At 72.7% G+C, this 13,747-nt stretch carries 14 protein-coding genes; 2 read left to right on the top strand and 12 right to left on the bottom strand.

What is annotated here, in order from left to right:
* Positions 1–196 precede the first annotated feature (196 nt).
* Entirely contained in the window at positions 197–427 is a 231-nt protein-coding gene (locus tag EDD39_RS16020; RefSeq protein WP_123556684.1) for a hypothetical protein, read from the top strand.
* Positions 428–500: 73 nt separating this feature from the next.
* Here EDD39_RS16020 and EDD39_RS16025 read toward each other — a convergent pair whose 3' ends face one another.
* The 10 genes from EDD39_RS16025 to EDD39_RS42700 form a co-directional block, all read right to left on the bottom strand.
* Positions 501–1,265 carry a sirohydrochlorin chelatase gene (locus tag EDD39_RS16025; protein ID WP_123556685.1) on the bottom strand — a complete coding sequence of 255 codons (765 nt, stop codon included), beginning with the start codon at positions 1,263–1,265 and terminating at the stop codon, positions 501–503.
* 214 nt (positions 1,266–1,479) lie between these two features.
* Entirely contained in the window at positions 1,480–2,385 is a 906-nt protein-coding gene (locus EDD39_RS16035; RefSeq protein ID WP_123556689.1) for an ABC transporter permease, read from the bottom strand.
* Entirely contained in the window at positions 2,372–3,175 is an 804-nt protein-coding gene (locus tag EDD39_RS16040) for an ABC transporter ATP-binding protein (RefSeq protein WP_425269689.1), read from the bottom strand. The genes EDD39_RS16035 and EDD39_RS16040 overlap by 14 nt, the downstream gene beginning before the upstream one ends.
* A 128-nt stretch (positions 3,176–3,303) precedes the next feature.
* A complete protein-coding gene (locus EDD39_RS16045) occupies positions 3,304–4,473 on the bottom strand; it encodes an aliphatic sulfonate ABC transporter substrate-binding protein (RefSeq protein WP_123556691.1) in 1,170 nt (389 codons plus the stop codon).
* A gap of 226 nt (positions 4,474–4,699) precedes the next feature.
* Complete coding sequence (locus EDD39_RS16050; RefSeq protein ID WP_123556693.1) at positions 4,700–6,019, bottom strand: sulfate adenylyltransferase subunit 1; 1,320 nt, start codon at positions 6,017–6,019, stop codon at positions 4,700–4,702.
* Between the two features lie 3 nt (positions 6,020–6,022).
* Positions 6,023–6,961: a sulfate adenylyltransferase subunit CysD gene (gene cysD / locus EDD39_RS16055; protein WP_030460133.1), complete on the bottom strand. Its 939-nt coding sequence runs from the start codon at positions 6,959–6,961 to the stop codon at positions 6,023–6,025.
* Entirely contained in the window at positions 6,958–7,524 is a 567-nt protein-coding gene (cysC, locus tag EDD39_RS16060; protein ID WP_030460134.1) for an adenylyl-sulfate kinase, read from the bottom strand. The genes cysD and cysC overlap by 4 nt, the downstream gene beginning before the upstream one ends.
* Positions 7,525–7,573: 49 nt before the next feature.
* Positions 7,574–8,272: a phosphoadenylyl-sulfate reductase gene (locus EDD39_RS16065; protein ID WP_123556695.1), complete on the bottom strand. Its 699-nt coding sequence runs from the start codon at positions 8,270–8,272 to the stop codon at positions 7,574–7,576.
* Positions 8,273–8,428: 156 nt separating this feature from the next.
* On the bottom strand, positions 8,429–10,150 hold the full coding sequence (locus EDD39_RS16070; RefSeq protein WP_425269690.1) for a nitrite/sulfite reductase: 1,722 nt from the start codon (positions 10,148–10,150) through the stop codon (positions 8,429–8,431).
* Positions 10,151–10,326: 176 nt separating this feature from the next.
* Positions 10,327–10,410: a putative leader peptide gene (locus tag EDD39_RS42700; protein WP_318264789.1), complete on the bottom strand. Its 84-nt coding sequence runs from the start codon at positions 10,408–10,410 to the stop codon at positions 10,327–10,329.
* 172 nt (positions 10,411–10,582) lie between these two features.
* Here EDD39_RS42700 and EDD39_RS16075 point away from each other — a divergent pair, with 172 nt between their 5' ends.
* Positions 10,583–11,803: a YihY/virulence factor BrkB family protein gene (locus EDD39_RS16075; protein WP_123556697.1), complete on the top strand. Its 1,221-nt coding sequence runs from the start codon at positions 10,583–10,585 to the stop codon at positions 11,801–11,803.
* Positions 11,804–11,882: 79 nt separating this feature from the next.
* Here EDD39_RS16075 and EDD39_RS16080 read toward each other — a convergent pair whose 3' ends face one another.
* The gene (locus EDD39_RS16080) at positions 11,883–12,230 is read right to left on the bottom strand and encodes a hypothetical protein (protein ID WP_123556699.1); all 348 of its coding nucleotides are present in this window, start codon (positions 12,228–12,230) and stop codon (positions 11,883–11,885) included.
* Positions 12,221–13,540, bottom strand: a complete 1,320-nt coding sequence (locus EDD39_RS16085) for a hypothetical protein (RefSeq protein WP_123556701.1) — start codon at positions 13,538–13,540, stop codon at positions 12,221–12,223. The genes EDD39_RS16080 and EDD39_RS16085 overlap by 10 nt, the downstream gene beginning before the upstream one ends.
* Between the last annotated feature and the right edge of the window lie 207 nt (positions 13,541–13,747).

The following is a 13,747-nucleotide window of genomic DNA, read 5'->3' on the forward strand; positions in this document are numbered from 1 at the left end:
CCGCCGCGCCGTCAGGCGGTGCGGGCGGCAGTCGTGTCGGTGGCTGCCGCGGCGGCCACCCGCTACTACCTGCCACCGTGATCCGCGCCGACCACAACAGGGCCCGGTTCGCAGATCACCGCAGGCGTAGCATCGGGGACCGGCTTCCCCGCGGTGGCGGTAGGAACCCGGCGGACAAGAGAGAGCGACGTGCGGAATGGACTTCGAGGAGCTGGAACGTGACCTGCCGGCGGCGGTGACGCTGCAGGAGGCTTACCGAGCGGCGTTCTACATGGTCGAGCAGTACATCTCGCTCGAGAAGAACCCCGACGAAGGGCTGATCCTCCTTCTTCACTATCTGGACTCCGACCCAGCCAGGTGGGAGGACTGGCTGCTCTCCGTGCAAAGGGGACTCAAGGATCCCGAGACGGTGGACCCGCACCGGTAGGCCCGCAGACACGGCCTCCGGCCCGTTCGCTGTCCAGCTGATGCGAGAAGACGGACGAAGCGGTGGCACGCCGTCAGGCGGTGCGGGCGGCAGTCGTGTCGGTGGCTGCCGCGGCTTCGGTGTGGCGGGTGAGGAGGAGGCGGGCCAGTTCGGGGGCGGCGCCGAGGACCGGGGCGAGGTGGTCGGCGGCGGCGGTCGTCGCGGCGGTGGCGATCCGGTCGGGGAGGAGGCCGGGGGCCAGCAGGTAGGGGGCGACGGCGGTGGTGCGGACGGCCGGGACGGTGCGGAGTTCGGCCAGGGCGTCCGGGACGGTCGGGGTGGTCGCGGAGGCGTAGGCGGTGGTGACGGCGGCCCAGCCCCGGGTGCGGCGCCACTCGGCGGCCACCGCGCGGGTGGTGGCGTTGGCGGCCGGGTCGGAGGAGCCGGCGGCGGCCAGCACCACGCCGGTGCGGGCCCGGACGGCTGGGTCGGCGACGTCCAGGCCGGTCTCGGCGAGCCGGCGGTCCAGGGCGGCCAGCAGCAGCGGGGAGGGCCCGAGGACGTCCGCGACGGGGATCGACGAGCCGGCGGCGCGCAGGGCGGCCGGGATGTCGTGCTTGGCGTGGAACGCGCGGTTCAGCAGCAGCGGGACGGCGATCGCGCCGGTCAGGCGCGGGGCGACCTGGGCGATCCGCGGGGCGCAGTGGTCCAGGTAGGCGGTGGTGACGGGCAGGCGCGGGGCCAGGGCGCGGACGGCGTCGGCGAGGGCCTCGACGGTGGCGGCGTGGCGGGGGTCGCGGGAGCCGTGCGCGAGGAGGAGCAGCGGCGGGACGGGCGTGCGGCGCGCGGGGGCGGGCACGGCGCCCGGCTGCGGGTGGTGGTCTTCCGCTGCGCGCAGTTCCCCGCGCCCCTGGCGGGGCGGGGGGTTGCTGCTGGGCTGCTGACGAAGAGCAGGGGCGCCGGGCAGGGCCAGGTCGCTGCGCTCCTGGCGGGGCGGGGAGAGGGGATGCGGCCGGGCCCCGCGCCCCTGGTGGGGCGCGGGGGTGCTGCGTTCCGGGCTGGGGGACATGGGGTCAGCGGGAGTTGACGAGGAGGCCGCGGCTGCGCAGGACGCGGCGCTCCAGCGGGGAGAAGAAGAGCAGGTCGATGGCGACGCCGACGAACAGGATCAGCAGGATGCCGAGCAGGACGCCGGACATGTTGGAGAACTCGCGCTGGTTCTCCAGGTAGCGGCCGAGGCCGAGGCCCAGGTCGGGGGAGGCGGCGATGAGTTCGGCGGCCATCAGGGAGCGCCAGGAGAAGGCCCAGCCCTGCTTGAGTCCGGCCAGGTAGCCGGGCAGCGCGGCGGGCAGCAGGACGTGGCGGGCGCCGCGCAGGCCGGTCGCGCCGAGGGTCTGGCCGGCCCGCAGGTAGATCGGCGGGACCTGGTCGATGCCGCTGATCAGGCCGTTGGCGATGGACGGGACGGCGCCGAGCAGGATGACCGCGTACATCGCGGAGTTGGTGATGCCGAGCCAGATGATCGCGGCGGGCACCCAGGCCACCGAGGGCAGCGACTGCAGGCCGGAGAGGACCGGGCCGAGCGCGGCCCGCACCGGCTTGATCCGGGCGACGACCAGGCCGATCGGGGTGCCGATGACGACGGACAGCACGAAGCCGGACAGGCCGCGCCAGACGCTGGTCCAGATGATCGAGAACAGCGTTCCGGCGTACCAGAGTTCGGTGAGCGAGTGCCAGACGTCGGAGGGGCTGGGGAGCTTGTCGGGGGTGGTGAGTTCGAGGCTGTAGGCGAGCTGCCAGACGGCCAGGACCAGCACCGCGCCGAGGACGGGCGGCAGGACCTTCTGGCGCAGCACCACGGAGAGCGGGGTGCGCTGCGCCTGGACGGTCTCCAGGGCGTCGAGGCCGGCCTCGACGCTCGCGCTGTCGGCGGACTCGTCCTTGGCGGGGGGAGCGGCGGCGGTGTCAGTGCTGGACATGGCGGCGGATCTCCCCACGCAGTTCTTCGGTGATCTCGATGGACAGATCCGCGACCCCGGCGGACTCGATGCGGCGCGGCTGCGGCAGGTCGATGCGCCACTCCTTGGCGACCCGGCCGGGGCGGGAGGAGAGCAGCACGACGCGCTGGGCGAGGCGGACGGCCTCGCGGACGTTGTGGGTGACGAACAGGACGGCGAGCTGCTTCTCCGCCCAGATCCGGGTGATCTCGTCGTGCAGGACGTCGCGGGTGATGGCGTCGAGCGCGGCGAACGGCTCGTCCATCAGGAGCACCTGGGAGCCCTGGGCGAGCGAGCGGGCCAGGGCGACGCGCTGGCGCATGCCGCCGGACAGCTCGTGGACGCGCTTCTTGTAGGAGCCCTTGAGGCGGACCAGTTCGAGCAGCCGCTCGGCCTCGGGGCGGCGCTCCTCCTTGGGGACGCCGGCCAGGCGCAGCGCGAGTTCGATGTTGCGGCCCGCGGTGAGCCAGGGGAACAGGGCGTGGTCCTGGAACATCAGGGCGGGTCGGCCGCCGGGCACCTCGATGGTGCCGGAGGTCGGCCGGTCCAGGCCGGCCACCAGGTTGAGCAGGGTGGACTTGCCGCAGCCGGAGGCACCGAGCAGGGTGACGAACTCGCCGGGTGCGACGGTGAGGTTGATGTCCTCCAGCACCGGCGCGGCGGTGCCGGGGCGGCCGAAGGTCTTGTGCACGTGCGAGATCCGGACGGCGGTGCCGGCGTCCGGGCGGCCCGTGCCGGGGGCGTCGGGCGAGGTGGTCAGTGCCGTGGTCACGGGCACCTCCTGCGGGTGTGGTTCCGGGCAGGGACGGGATCGGTGTCCGGGGTCCGGCCCCGCGCCCGCCCGGTGAGTGGGCATCGGGTGGGCGGGCGCGGGGCGCGGACCTCGGGGCCTGGGAGGACTTACTCGGTGCCCAGACCGGCGTCGGCGACGGCGGGCTGGTTGTTCTCCTTCAGCACCTTGTTGAGCAGGGTCAGGTCGTAGATCCCGGCCAGGTTGGCCCCCGCGCCAGCGGAACTGGAACGGGGCAGCTTGAGCAGGCCGGCGGTGACGGCGTGGTCGGCCTCGGCCTGCAGGGTGTTCGCCAGCGGGTCGTCGATGAAGTCGATGTCCTGCCAGGCCGGGTCGAGGATCGAGGCGTCCAGCGCGTTGCCCGCGTCGGCCTTGATCTGGGCGTTGGCGACGTCCTTGGCCTGGGCGGGGTTGGCCTTGATCCAGGCGTTGGTCTTCACCGAGCCGCGCAGCACGGCCTCCACCACGTCCGGGTGCTCCTTGAGGAACTTCTGCGAGACGACGAGGTTGGTGATGACGAACTTCTTGTCCGGCCAGACGTCCTTCTCGTTGAGCAGGACCTTCGCGCCGAGGGTGACCAGCTTGGAGGCGGTCGGCTCGGGCACCCACGCGCCGTCGACGGAGCCGGACTTGTACGCGTCGGGGGTGACCTTGTTGTCGGTGCGCAGCACCTTCACGTCGCCGTCGCCGGTCTGGGCGTCGACCTTGTAGCCCTTCTCGGCCAGGTAGTTGAGCAGGGCGACGTCCTGGGTGTTGCCGAGCTGCGGGGTGGCGATCCTCTTGCCCTTGAGGTCGTCCAGGGTCTTGATCCTGTCCGGGTTGACGACCAGCTTGACGCCGCCGGAGGCCGAACCGCTGATGATCTTCAGGGACTTGCCGCCGGACTGGGTGTAGCCGTTGATCGACGGGGAGGGGCCGATCCAGCCGATGTCGATCGAGCCGGCGTTCAGCGCCTCGATCTCGGCCGGGCCGGCGTTGAAGACCTGGGTCTTGATCCGGGTGCCGCCCAGCTCCTGCTGGATGATGCCCTGCTTGAGGCCGACCAGCGCGGTGCCGTGGGTGAGGTTGGCGAAGTAGCCGATCTTCACGGTGTCCACGGAGAGCTTCGCGCCGCTCGCGGACGGCTTGGCGGAGGAGTCGTCCTCGCTCTTGGAGCCGTAGCCGCAGGCCGAGAGCAGGCCGGCGGCGGTCAGCACGGCGACGGCCGCCACGGCGGCGCGTCTGATCCGGCCCGCGCGGGGGCGTGCGGAGGTATGGGGGGGCTGAGAGCTCGGTGCCATGAGAGGTGTCCCGTTCGATGGGGGAGGAATGGTCGTGCCTGACCGGGGCCGGGCCGCCTCCGCCGTGCCTGCTGTGGGGAGGAACGGCGGCGTGCGGGCCCGGTGACAGGGGCTCAGCGCCCCTGTCCGCCCCCACATCGCGTCAGGCCGCCCTGGCCGCTGCCGAGGACGCCGCTGCCGATGCGGCCGCCTTCCTTGTCCATGCCCGAGAACGCCTCGCTGGGCATCAGACCCAGTCCTCCTCTTGGGAAGCGTCGGTGGTGCTGACGGTGTCGAACGCCTCGCCCGCCATGCCGGCGGTGAGCGTGGTGCCGTCGGACGGGTCGATCAGGACGAACGAACCCGTGCGGCGGTTGTCGGTGTAGTCGTCGAGGGCCAGCGGCTCGGCGGTGCGCAGCACCACGTGGCCGATGTCGTTGACGTTCAACCCCTCGGCGCCGGAGCGCCGTTCGAGGGTGTCGATGTCGATCCGGTACTCGATCTCCTTGACGAGGGCGCGCACCGTGCGGGTGGTGTGCTTGAGCAGCACCTTCGCCCCGACGTGCAGCGGACGCTCGTTGAGGTGGCAGACCGTGGCCCGGACGTCCTTGGTGGGGACGGGGGCGGGGGCGGCCGCGATCAGGTCGCCGCGGGAGATGTCGATGTCGTCCGCGAGGCGGACCGTCACCGACTGCGGGGCCCAGGCGATCTCGGTGGGCTCGCCGAGCGCGTCGATCGCCGCGACGGTGGTGGTGTGGCCGGAGGGCAGCACCGTCACCGGGTCGCCGACCCGCAGCACGCCGGAGGCCAGCTGGCCCGCGTAGCCGCGGTAGTCGTGGAACTCCTCGCTCTGCGGCCGGATCACGTACTGGACCGGGAAGCGGGCCGGCTCGGCGCTCGGGTCGGTGCCGACCGGCACCGTCTCCAGGTGCTCCAGCAGGGTCGGGCCGCCGTACCAGTCCATGTTCGCGGAGGGCTCGACCACGTTGTCGCCGGCCAGCGCCGAGATCGGCACCGCCACGACGTCCTTGACCCCGAGCGAGGCCGCGTACGCGGTGAACTCCTCGGCGATCCGTGCGAACACCGGCTCCGCGTACGCGACCAGGTCCATCTTGTTGACGGCCAGGACGACGTGCGGGACGCGCAGCAGGGCGGCGACCGCGGCGTGCCGGCGGGTCTGCTCGACCACGCCGTTGCGGGCGTCGACCAGCACCACGGCCAGCTCGGCGGTGGACGCGCCGGTCACCATGTTGCGGGTGTACTGCACGTGGCCGGGGGTGTCGGCGAGGATGAACCGGCGCCGGGCGGTGGCGAAGTAGCGGTACGCCACGTCGATGGTGATGCCCTGCTCGCGCTCGGCCCGCAGGCCGTCGGTGAGCAGCGCCAGGTCGGGGGCCTCCTGGCCGCGCCGGCGGGAGGCGTGCTCGACGGCCTCCAGCTGGTCGGCCAGCACCGACTTGGAGTCGTGCAGCAGCCGGCCCACCAGCGTGGACTTGCCGTCGTCGACGGAGCCCGCGGTGGCGAAGCGCAGCAGCGAGGTGGCGGTTGCTTCCTGGGTGGTGCTCATTGCTTAGAAGTACCCCTCGCGCTTGCGGTCCTCCATGGCGGCCTCGGACATCTTGTCGTCGGCGCGCGTCGCCCCTCGTTCGGTGAGGCGGGAGGCGGCGATCTCGGTGATCACGGCCTCGATGGTGTCGGCGTCGGAGTCGACCGCGCCGGTGCAGGACATGTCGCCCACGGTGCGGTAGCGCACCAGGCGGGTCTCGACCTGCTCGGTCTCCTTCGGGCCGCCCCACTCGCCGGCGGTCAGCCACATGCCGTCGCGCTTGAACACCTCGCGGCGGTGGGCGTAGTAGATCTCCGGGAGCTCGATGCCCTCGCGCTCGATGTACTGCCACACGTCGAGCTCGGTCCAGTTGGACAGCGGGAAGACCCGGACGTGCTCGCCGACCGCGTGCCGGCCGTTGTACAGCGACCACAGCTCGGGGCGCTGGCGGCGCGGGTCCCAGGCGCCGAACTCGTCGCGCAGCGAGAAGACGCGCTCCTTGGCGCGGGCCTTCTCCTCGTCGCGGCGGCCGCCGCCGAACACGGCGTCGAACTTGTTGGACTCGATGCCGTCCAGCAGCGGGACGGTCTGCAGCGGGTTGCGCAGCCCGTCGGCGCGCTCGCGCAGCACGCCGCGGTCGATGAAGTCCTGGACGGAGGCGACGTGCAGCCGCAGGTTGTGCTTCGCGACCGCGCGGTCCCGGTAGGCCAGCACCTCGGGGAAGTTGTGCCCGGTGTCGACGTGCAGCAGGGCGAACGGCACCGGCGCGGGCGCGAACGCCTTCAGCGCCAGGTGCAGCATCACGATGGAGTCCTTGCCGCCGGAGAACAGGATCACCGGCCGCTCGAACTCGCCCGCGACCTCGCGGAAGATGTGCACCGACTCGGCCTCCAGGGCGTCCAGGTGCGACAGCGCGTACGGGCTGTCCTCGGCCTGGACCAGGCGCTGCGTGGTGACGGTCATGCCAGTCCCCTTTCGGTCAGGAAGGCGTGCAGTTCGGCGGCGGACTCGGCCACCGACCGGCCCTGCGTCTGCAGGCGCAGTTCCGGCTTCTCGGGGGCCTCGTACGGGTCGTCGACCCCGGTCAGGCCGGAGATCTCGCCGGCCGCCTGCTTGGCGTACAGGCCCTTGACGTCCCGCTCGGAGCAGAGCTCGACCGGGGTGGCGACGTGGATCTCCAGGAACTCGGTGCCGTTCGCGGCGTGCCGCTCGCGCACCGCGGCGCGGGAGTCGGCGAACGGGGCGATCACCGGGGCGAGCACCTTGACGCCGTTGGCGGCGAGCTTCTCGGCGACGAAGCCGATCCGGGTGACGTTGGTGTGCCGGTCCTCGCGGGTGAAGCCCAGGCCCTTGGAGAGGAACTCGCGGATCTCGTCACCGTCCAGCACCTCGACCCGGTGGCCCTCGGCGCGCAGCCGCTCGGCCAGCGCGAACGCGAGGGTGGTCTTGCCCGCGCTGGGCAGGCCGGTCAGCCACACGGTGGCGCCGCGCTCGCGGCCCGCGGCCAGAGTGTCGGCGGTGGTCACGGTGGTTACTCCTGAAGGTCGGTGACGGTGGTTCGGTGGGTGGCGCGGATCAGAGGTGGATGCCGCACTCGGTCTTGCCGGAGCCCGCCCAGCGGCCGGCCCGGCCCTGCTCGCCCTCGCCGGGCTTGGCGGTGCAGGACAGCGGCGAGCAGCCGATCGAGGTGTAGCCCTCCCACAGCAGCGGGTTCAGCAGCACCCCGTTGGCCTGCACGTAGGCGTCCACGTCGTCCTGCGTCCAGCGGGCGATCGGGGCGATCTTCACCTTGCGGCGCTTGGCGTCCCAGGCCACCACCGGGGTGTTGGCGCGGGACGGCGACTCGTCGCGGCGCAGGCCGGTCGCCCAGGCGTCGTAGCCGCCCAGGCCGCGGCCCAGCGGCTCGACCTTGCGCAGCGAGCAGCACAGGTCCGGGTCCCGGTCGTGCAGGTTCGGCCCGTACTGGGCGTCCTGCTCGGCGACGGTGAGCTTCGGGGTCAGCGTGATCACGTTGACCGGCATGGTCGCGGCGACCGCGTCCCGGGTGCCGATGGTCTCCGCGAAGTGGTAGCCGGTGTCCAGGAAGACCACGTCCACGCCGGGCAGCGCGGTGGAGGCCAGGTGGGCGACCACCGCGTCCTCCATCGAGGACGTCACGCAGAACCGCTTGCCGAAGGTGTCGGCGGCCCAGCGCAGCACTTCCTGCGCGGTGGCCTCCTCCAGCTCGCGGCCGGCCCTGACGGCTATCGCCTCGTAGTCAGTGGCGGTCGTCATGTCCGTTACCCCCGTCGGTCGTTGACAGCAGTCCGAGGAACTTCAGCTGGAAGCCCCGGCGGCAGGCCCGGCATTCCCACGCGCCGTGGCCGCTCTCGGACGGGCGCAGGTCCTCGTCCCCGCAGTACGGGCAGTAGAAAGGGGCGGCGCGTTCGCTCACGACAGCTGCTCCTCGGTGGCCCGGACCGTCCACTGGGCGAAGCGTTCGCCGTCCTGGCGGTCGGCCTGGTAGCGGGTCAGCACGCGCTCGACGTAGTCGGGCAGTTCGGCGCTGGTGACCTTCAGGCCGCGGACCTTGCGGCCGAAGCCGGCGTCCAGGCCCAGGGCGCCGCCCAGGTGCACCTGGAAGCCCTCGACCTGCTCGCCGTTCGCGTCGACGACCAGCTGGCCCTTGAGGCCGATGTCGGCGGTCTGGATGCGGGCGCAGGCGTTCGGGCAGCCGTTGATGTTGATGCTCAGCGGCTCGTCGAACTCCGGCAGGCGGCGCTCCAGTTCGTCGATCAGGGTGCGGCCGCGCTCCTTGGTGTCGACGATCGCCAGCTTGCAGTACTCGATGCCGGTGCAGGCCATCGTGCCGCGGCGGAAGGTGGACGGGGTGACCCGCAGGTCCAGCGCCTCCAGGCCGGCCACCAGGGACTCGACCCGGTCCTCGGCGACGTCGAGCACGATCATCTTCTGCTCGACGGTGGTGGCCAGGCGGTCCGAGCCGTGCTCGGCGGCCAGGTCGGCGATCTGCGAGAGCAGCTTGCCGTTGGCGCGGCCGACCCGCGGCGCGAAGCCGACGTAGAACCTGCCGTCGTTCTGCCGGTGCACGCCGACGTGGTCGCGCCAGCGGTTGCTGGGCTCCTGCGGGCCGGGGCCGTCGGCGAGCTCGCGCTTGAGGTACTCGTCCTGCAGGACCTGGCGGAACTTCTCCGGGCCCCAGTCGGCGACCAGGAACTTCAGGCGGGCGCGGTTGCGCAGGCGGCGGTAGCCGTAGTCGCGGAAGATGCCGACCACGCCCGCCCAGACGTCCGGGACGTCCTCCAGCGGGACCCAGGCGCCGAGCCGCACGCCCAGCTTCGGGTTGGTGGACAGGCCGCCGCCGACCCACAGGTCGAAGCCCGGGCCGTGCTCGGGGTGGACCACGCCGACGAAGGCGATGTCGTTGATCTCGTGCACCACGTCGAGCAGCGGCGAGCCGGAGATCGCGGTCTTGAACTTCCGCGGGAGGTTGGAGAACTCCTTGTTGCCGATGTACTTGCGGTTGATCTCGTCGATGGCCCAGGAGCCGTCGATGATCTCGTCCTCGGCGATGCCCGCGACGGGGGAGCCGATCACCACGCGCGGGCAGTCGCCGCACGCCTCGGTGGTGGACAGGCCGACGGCCTCCAGCTTCTGCCAGATCGCCGGGACGTCCTCGATCCGCACCCAGTGGTACTGGACGTTCTGCCGGTCCGTCAGGTCGGCGGTGCCGCGGGCGTACTGCTCGGAGACCTCGCCGACCGCCTTCAGCTGGGCCACCGTCAGCTGGCCGCCGTCGATGCGCACCCGCATCATGAAGAACTCGTCCTCGAGCTCGTGCGGCTCCAGGACGGCGGTCTTGCCGCCCTCGATGCCCTGCTTGCGCTGGGTGTAGAGGCCCCACCAGCGCATCCGGCCGCGCAGGTCGTTGGGGTCGATCCCGGCGAAGCCGGTGTGGGCGTAGATCGTCTCGATCCGCGTCCGCACGTTGAGACCGTCGTCGTCCTTTTTGAACTGCTCGTTGCCGTTGAGCGGGGTGAAGTGCCCCATGCCCCACTGGCCCTCGCCGCGGTGGCGGGTCACCTTGCGGGCGGCGGGGCGGGCCGCGGGCGCGGCGCCGTCCTGAGGCTCGACCGTGTCGGGAGTGCGGGCCATGGTGTCAGTCCTTTGAGCGGCTTGGCAGGTGCGAGGTGCTGGCGGTCCCCGGACGCGCTCCGCTCCCACCTGCGGCGTTCTACGCAGGCGGTGGGAGGGGTGACGCTGGCCGGGCGGGTCTTGCGCACATCCGCGACGGCGGGGATGGCGCCGGTGCGGTGCGGCGTACGAAGGGCTCAGGTCACCGGACAGATGGCGCTGGACACGCGAAGGAGGTCGACGTGGAGTCGGCCAACTAGGGTGGTTCCGGCGCTAGACATGGCAAGAGATTCGCACGGCGAGCGACTCGCGGTCCACTAACGTCCGAATCCTGGACTCCAGCGTTCCGAATGGTGGAACCATCATGGAGGCGGGGCTGCTCGCGGCCCCGCGGGGGTTCCGTTCCCGGCGGCGGCGCACGGGGCCCGCGGCCCGGGCCGATACCGTAGGGACGTGCAAGCAGCAGGCAGTACCCCCCACCCGGCCGGAGGACCCGGGCCCGCCGGCGACCGGCCCTCCCGCCGCCGCGGCGGACGGCGCCGCGCCGCCAAGCGGAACACCTGGTACGGCACCGTGTGGGCGCTGGTGAAGGACACCACCAACACCTGCGTCGAGTACCGCGTCACCGGACTCGCGGCGGAGGCGGCCTTCTTCACCCTGCTGTCGATCCCGCCGCTGCTGCTCTGCCTGGCCGGCACCCTCGGCTACCTCGACGACATCCTCGGGGCCGGCACCATCAACAAGCTCAAGAACGACATCGTCTCAGCAGCTGGGACGGTGCTCTCACCGAGCTCCATCGACGAGATCGTCCAACCCCTGCTGCAGGACGTCTTCGACAGCGCCCGGCCGGACCTGATCTCGATCGGCTTCCTGCTCTCGCTCTGGTCCGGCTCCCGGGCGCTGTACATCTTCATCGACACCATCACCGTGATGTACGGCCTCGACGGGAAGCGCGGCCTGGTCAAGACCCGGCTGATGTCGCTCGGCCTCTACCTCGGCGCACTGGTGATCGGCTCCCTGGTGCTGCCGCTGCTGGTCGCCGGGCCCGGCCTGCTGATCAACACCTTCCCGAGCTGGACCGGGGCGATCACCAGCTTCTACTGGCCCGCCGCGATCGTCCTGCTGATCGTCTCCCTCACCACCCTCTACCACGTGGCCGTCCCGGTCTCCACGCCCTGGCGCGAGGACATCCCCGGCGCGCTGGTCGCCCTGCTGGTCCTGGTGGTCTGCAGCGTCGCGCTGCGGATCTACCTGGTCAGCTCGGTCGAGGGCCACTCCGTCTACGGTTCGCTGGCCGCCCCCGTCGCCGTGCTGCTGTGGATCTTCGTGGTGGCGCTGGCCGTGCTCATCGGCGCCGCCATGAACGCCGCGATAGACCGCCGCTGGCCCACCGTCGAGACCGCCGACGCCCGCGCCGAGAACGAGCGCATCGCCGAGGACGCCGCCGTCCAGCGCGGCCGCGAGGCCGCCGCCCGCCGGGCCGCCGAACGCGCCGACCGGGCCCGCCAGTTCGGCCTCGCCGACGGCCACGACGAGGAACTCTTCGACGACGACGAGGAGGACGACGTCCCCAGCGAGTACCCGGAGCGCTGGGCCTCCTTCCTCCCCTACGGCGACGTCCGGCGCCGGATCGGCGGCGGGGGCGAGCGCCGCCGCCGCCGATCCGGGCCGTGAACGGCGGCCCCGCCCGCCGGGGGTAGCGGGGCCGCTGCTGCTGTTGCCGCTACTACTGCCGCCGCTACTACTGCCGCCGCTACTGCTGCTGCCGCTGCTGCCGCGCGGTGGCAGCGGACAGCAGGGCGTGCACCAGGGAACCGGCCAGCGCGGCCGGGTCGGGGGCGGCGGGGCCCGGGCGGAGGGTGAGCGTGCCGCCCCGGAAGCGGACCCGCACCAGGCCGTCCGGACCGCGCAGTGCCAGCACCGCGCAGCCCGGGTGCCGCCGCCACAACTCCTCGTCCGACCCGTCCGGGTGCTCGCCGTGCAGCACGTCCGCCAGGTGCCGCACCCGGGCCGGTTCGTCCGTCCGGGCCGCCAGGTGCCGGTCGCACCGGGCCGGGACGCCCGGGGCGGCCGGGAGCCGGACCGTCACCGTCACCGCCATCGGCCGCCCCCGTTCCCGTTCCTGCTTCCGTCCCCGTTCCCACTCCTGTTCCCGTTCCCGCTTCCGCTTCCGTCGGGCCGGTCGGGGCCGGTGAACAGCGGGGCGGGCGGGGGCAGCGGCGGTTCCGCGGCCGGGTGGGCCGGCTCGCCCAGGTCCAGCACCCGGTACAGCAGGCGGCGGATCCGGGGCAGGAACGAGCCCGGCTCGGAGGAGATCCGGGCCCCGATCGCCGCGTACGCCTCCGGCCGGTAGAGCCCGTCCGCGTACGCGAGCTGCCGGTCCAGCGGGTGCGCCGGGTCCAGCGCCGGGGCGGTGCGCGCCAGTTGGACGCCCGGCGAGTCCGGGTTGACGTTCCGGTGCGGGAACCGGGCCAGCAGGATCCGGGCCCCGGTGAGCGAGGCGTACAGCGTCACCGAGCCGTGGTCGCCGATCACGTAGTCGGCGGCCACCAGCAGCGGACGCCAGTCGGTCTGCGGGGCGACCAGCGCCACCGTCCCGCCGGACACCCCCTCCACCCAGCGGCGCACCTGCCAGCCGCCGTGCCCCGCCGTCACGTTGGGGTGCACCACCAGCGCGGTCCGGAAGCGTCCGGCGGGCAGCTCGCGCACCAGCCGGGGCAGCAGCGCGTCCAACCCGCCGAACACCGAGTCCGGCCCCCAGGTCGAGCAGAGCAGCACCAGCCGCTCCCGCTCGCCCAGGCCCAGCGCCGCCCGGAACTCCGCCCGCCGGGGCAGCGCGGCGAGGATCCGGTCGTGGTCCCCGTCGCCGACCACCTCCGCGATCGGCACCACCTCCGGGCAGGACTGCTCCAGCGCCGCCAGGTCGTCCCGGTGCGCCAGCGCGTACGCCGCCGCGTTCGGGCGGCCCTCCCACAGCAGGTAGTTCCGGCCCAGGCCGGAGACCTCCCGCGGGCCGCTGCCGCTGCTACTGGTGGTGTTGGCGTGCCGCTGCTCCCGGACGCCCGTCACCGAGCCCGCGGGCGGCAGCGCCCGGGCCAGCTTCAGGTGTCCGGCCCCGTGCGGCAGCCGCACCAGCGGGCCGCGGACCTGTTCGATCCCCTGCGAGCCGGCGGCCAGCACCAGGTCGAACTCGGTGGCCACCGCCTGCTCCCACGGCACCACCGTGCCGCCGAGCCCCATCAGGAACGCCGCCACCCCCTCGTTGAACGCGTGCGGCGCGACGGTGAACACCACCTGCACCCGCAGGTCCGCCGCCAGCAGCTCGCACACCTCGCGCAGCCGCTGCCCGTACACCACCGTGTGCACGACCGCCAGCACCCGCTTGCGGTCGAGCAGAGTCGCCCAGGACATCGGGCCTCCCCCCTTCCTTCCCGTTCTCCTCCCGGCCTTCCACCGGGACGGCGGGCCCCGTGCACCGCCGTCAGGGGAGGGATGTCCGGGCGCGGTGGTGGGACGGCTGGAGAACCCTTGCGCGGCTTGCGGAACCCTTGCGTCCATCCATCGGCCTCAACTTCCTTGCTGTGCAAGTGAGTTGACCGACCATCATGGACCGGCGGA

Origin of the sequence: Kitasatospora cineracea (genome assembly GCF_003751605.1) — a bacterium.
Taxonomy (GTDB): domain Bacteria; phylum Actinomycetota; class Actinomycetes; order Streptomycetales; family Streptomycetaceae; genus Kitasatospora; species Kitasatospora cineracea.

Coding starts and splice junctions, on each gene's coding strand:
- EDD39_RS16020 (WP_123556684.1), top strand. CDS start 197: ATGGACTTCGAGGAGCTGGAACGTGACCTGCCGGCGGCGGTGACGCTG.
- EDD39_RS16035 (WP_123556689.1), bottom strand. CDS start 2,385: ATGTCCAGCACTGACACCGCCGCCGCTCCCCCCGCCAAGGACGAGTCC.
- EDD39_RS16045 (WP_123556691.1), bottom strand. CDS start 4,473: ATGGCACCGAGCTCTCAGCCCCCCCATACCTCCGCACGCCCCCGCGCG.
- EDD39_RS16050 (WP_123556693.1), bottom strand. CDS start 6,019: ATGAGCACCACCCAGGAAGCAACCGCCACCTCGCTGCTGCGCTTCGCC.
- cysD (WP_030460133.1), bottom strand. CDS start 6,961: ATGACCGTCACCACGCAGCGCCTGGTCCAGGCCGAGGACAGCCCGTAC.
- EDD39_RS16065 (WP_123556695.1), bottom strand. CDS start 8,272: ATGACGACCGCCACTGACTACGAGGCGATAGCCGTCAGGGCCGGCCGC.
- EDD39_RS16070 (WP_425269690.1), bottom strand. CDS start 10,150: ATGGCCCGCACTCCCGACACGGTCGAGCCTCAGGACGGCGCCGCGCCC.
- EDD39_RS42700 (WP_318264789.1), bottom strand. CDS start 10,410: ATGTCTAGCGCCGGAACCACCCTAGTTGGCCGACTCCACGTCGACCTC.
- EDD39_RS16080 (WP_123556699.1), bottom strand. CDS start 12,230: ATGGCGGTGACGGTGACGGTCCGGCTCCCGGCCGCCCCGGGCGTCCCG.
- EDD39_RS16085 (WP_123556701.1), bottom strand. CDS start 13,540: ATGTCCTGGGCGACTCTGCTCGACCGCAAGCGGGTGCTGGCGGTCGTG.